The 2,488-nt window shown below is 55.7% G+C and carries 1 protein-coding gene; it reads right to left on the bottom strand.

All coding sequences use genetic code 11. The annotated features are described in order from the left end of the window. Window positions 1–208 precede the first annotated feature (208 nt). On the bottom strand, window positions 209–2,410 hold the full coding sequence (locus tag ACREAY_RS11315) for an elongation factor EF-2 (protein ID WP_431755876.1): 2,202 nt from the start codon (window positions 2,408–2,410) through the stop codon (window positions 209–211). Between the last annotated feature and the right edge of the window lie 78 nt (window positions 2,411–2,488).

Raw genomic sequence — 2,488 nt, forward strand, 5'->3', positions numbered from 1 at the left:
GCAGAGAATAACACAATGAATCCGATACCAATAGCGAGACCTGCTAGAACGGGTGCAGTATTAGACAGCTTGTCTTACAATTCATATCGATATTCTTGAACTTTTATCCAAACGCCTCTAGCCTGTGGTTTCATCAAACATCCTAACGCCCTTGGACATGCCTTCAAAAGCGGCACAAAACGACGAGGAAAGAGGGGGGATTCCATTTTTACTCCTTGTCGATAAACTCGTCCGGGCTTGGCGGCTCGGGGTGAAGGCCCTTCCTCTTCCTTGTTTCCCCGACCAGGTTCCGGAATATCGAGTTTGGCACTGGCGACCACGTCTTGAAGTAGGTTGTCCACATTGCCTTGCCTGCCGTCCCGCCCCTCATGATCTCTGACAGGTCGAATGTTTCCGAAGCAGGAACCTCGCCCTGTATAATGGCGATGATGCCCTTTTGCTCGACGCTAAGGAGCTTGCCGCGCTTGCTTGACAGCACGCTTGCGACGATGCCTATCTGCTCCTGTGGGCACTTGATCTCTATGCCGAGGATTGGCTCCAGCAGCACCGGGTCCGCGATGAGTATCGATCCGAGCATGGCCCTCCTTGTCGCCGGCATCAGCTGGGCGAGGCCCCTGTGCGCCGGGTCCTCGTGGGGGACAAAGTGGTGCAGGACAAACTTGACTCCTCTGACCTGCTCCTTTGCAATCGGCCCGTTCTTTATCACGTCGTCAAAGCCGGAGCGGATAGAGTCCATCGATTCCTGGATGAACTGGACACCCTTGGTCTCGTCGACCATCATGTTGCCAGACACGTCGATTGCGACGACGCTCCTCGACTCGTCCGTGCCCCATCCCTTCTCCCTCAGGATCTTGGCCATCTCCTTCTTGTCCATGTCTTCCTTCAGCTTGCCGGTCCTGATGAGGTCGACGATGTCGTCCTTCAAAGGCTCAACGCGCAGAAATATCTTGTTGTGCTTGTTTGGCGACTTGCTCATGATGGGTCCTGCCGCCGCGCGGATGGTCTCGCGGTAGTTGATTAATGGTTGCGTCGTTACGATGTCAAGCCCGAGTTCCTGCAGCAATGACGTTGCAATCTCCAGGTGGAGCACGCCCATGCCGGCCATCAAAGTCTCGCCGCTCTCCTCGTTGATCTTGACGATGAGGTTGGGGTCTTCTACGGTGATCCTGCGCAGTCCCTCCACCAGTTTCGGGAGGTCCTTGGGGTGCTTTGGTTCCACTGCAATCGTTACGACCGGCTCAGACACGTACTTGATCGACTCAAAGGCGGTGGAGCCCTTTATCGTCGACACCGATTCGCCGGACACGGCATAGTCAAGTCCCAAAAGCGCCGGGATGTTGCCTGCAGGAAGCACGCTGACGACTTCGCGGGTGTTGCCCATGTAGATGTTGACAGACTGCACCTTGCCGGGCCTCTTGGCGTCAATCAGGTAGACTTCGTCGCCGTCCTTTATCGTGCCTGAATACAGCCGTCCTGTCGCGACCCTGCCTGCCTGCGGGTCGACGTTGATGGTCGTGACCATCATCATCGCCGGGCCCTTTTCGTCGCAGTTCAGGAGCGCCTGGCCGATCTCAGAATTGAGGTCGCCGGGCCAGATTTTCGGAATCCTGTATTTCTGGGCAACGTGGGGCGGCGGGTGGTGCTCCACGACCATGCCCAGCACCGCGTCGTGCAGGTGCGACTTTTCCGCAAGTGCCTTTATCTTGTCCGTGCCTTCTGCAGTGTATGCTTCGTAAACGTCCTTGAAGCTGACGCCCAGTTTCTGGGCCATTTTAAAGTTAAAGCCCCACCGGTCCTTTGCAGAGCCAAACGCCACGCTGTTGCCCTGGATGCTGACCTTCCACTTTTCCTTGTATTCCGGCTCTGCGTAAATGTCCACGAGCCTGTTAAAGTCGGCGATAATGTTAGAGAGCCACTTTTGCATGGCTTGCGCGTCAAGCCTCAGCTCCTTTACAAGGCGGTCGATCTTGTTGATGTAGAGCACCGGCCTTACGCGCTCTTCGAGTGCCTGCCTCGTGACGGTCTCTGTCTGGGTCATGATGCCCTCTACTGAATCGGAGACGACGACGACGCCGTCGATTGCGCGCAGCGCGCGCGTCACCCTGCCGGTAAAGTCGATGTGGCCGGGGGTGTCTATCATGTTGATGACGTAGTCCTTGCTTTCGTGCTCGTAAAGAAGCGTGACGTTGGCGCCCCTGATGGTCATCTGCCTGTTCTGCTCGAGCTTCATAGAGTCAAGCGCGAGGGCCTGGCCTGCCACCGAGGGGGCGATGATGCCGGACGCGGCAAGCAAGCTGTCTGACATGGTTGTCTTGCCGTGGTCGACGTGGGCGATGACGCCGAAATTGCGTATCTGATCCTTGTTACCGATTATCCTGAGGATTTCCTGCGTTGACTTGAACTTTGGCATACACTCAATTGAAAATTTTTGTTCGGGGACTATAAATGTTGCCTAATTTCTAACGCACGCATCAATTTAATAGCCGTC

Origin of the sequence: Nitrososphaera sp., from assembly GCF_050748925.1 — an archaeon.
Classification (GTDB): Archaea; Thermoproteota; Nitrososphaeria; order Nitrososphaerales; family Nitrososphaeraceae; genus Nitrososphaera.

Bases quoted from the DNA above. Each gene is read 5' to 3' on its own strand.
- ACREAY_RS11315 (WP_431755876.1), bottom strand. From the start codon at position 2,410: ATGCCAAAGTTCAAGTCAACGCAGGAAATCCTCAGGATAATCGGTAAC.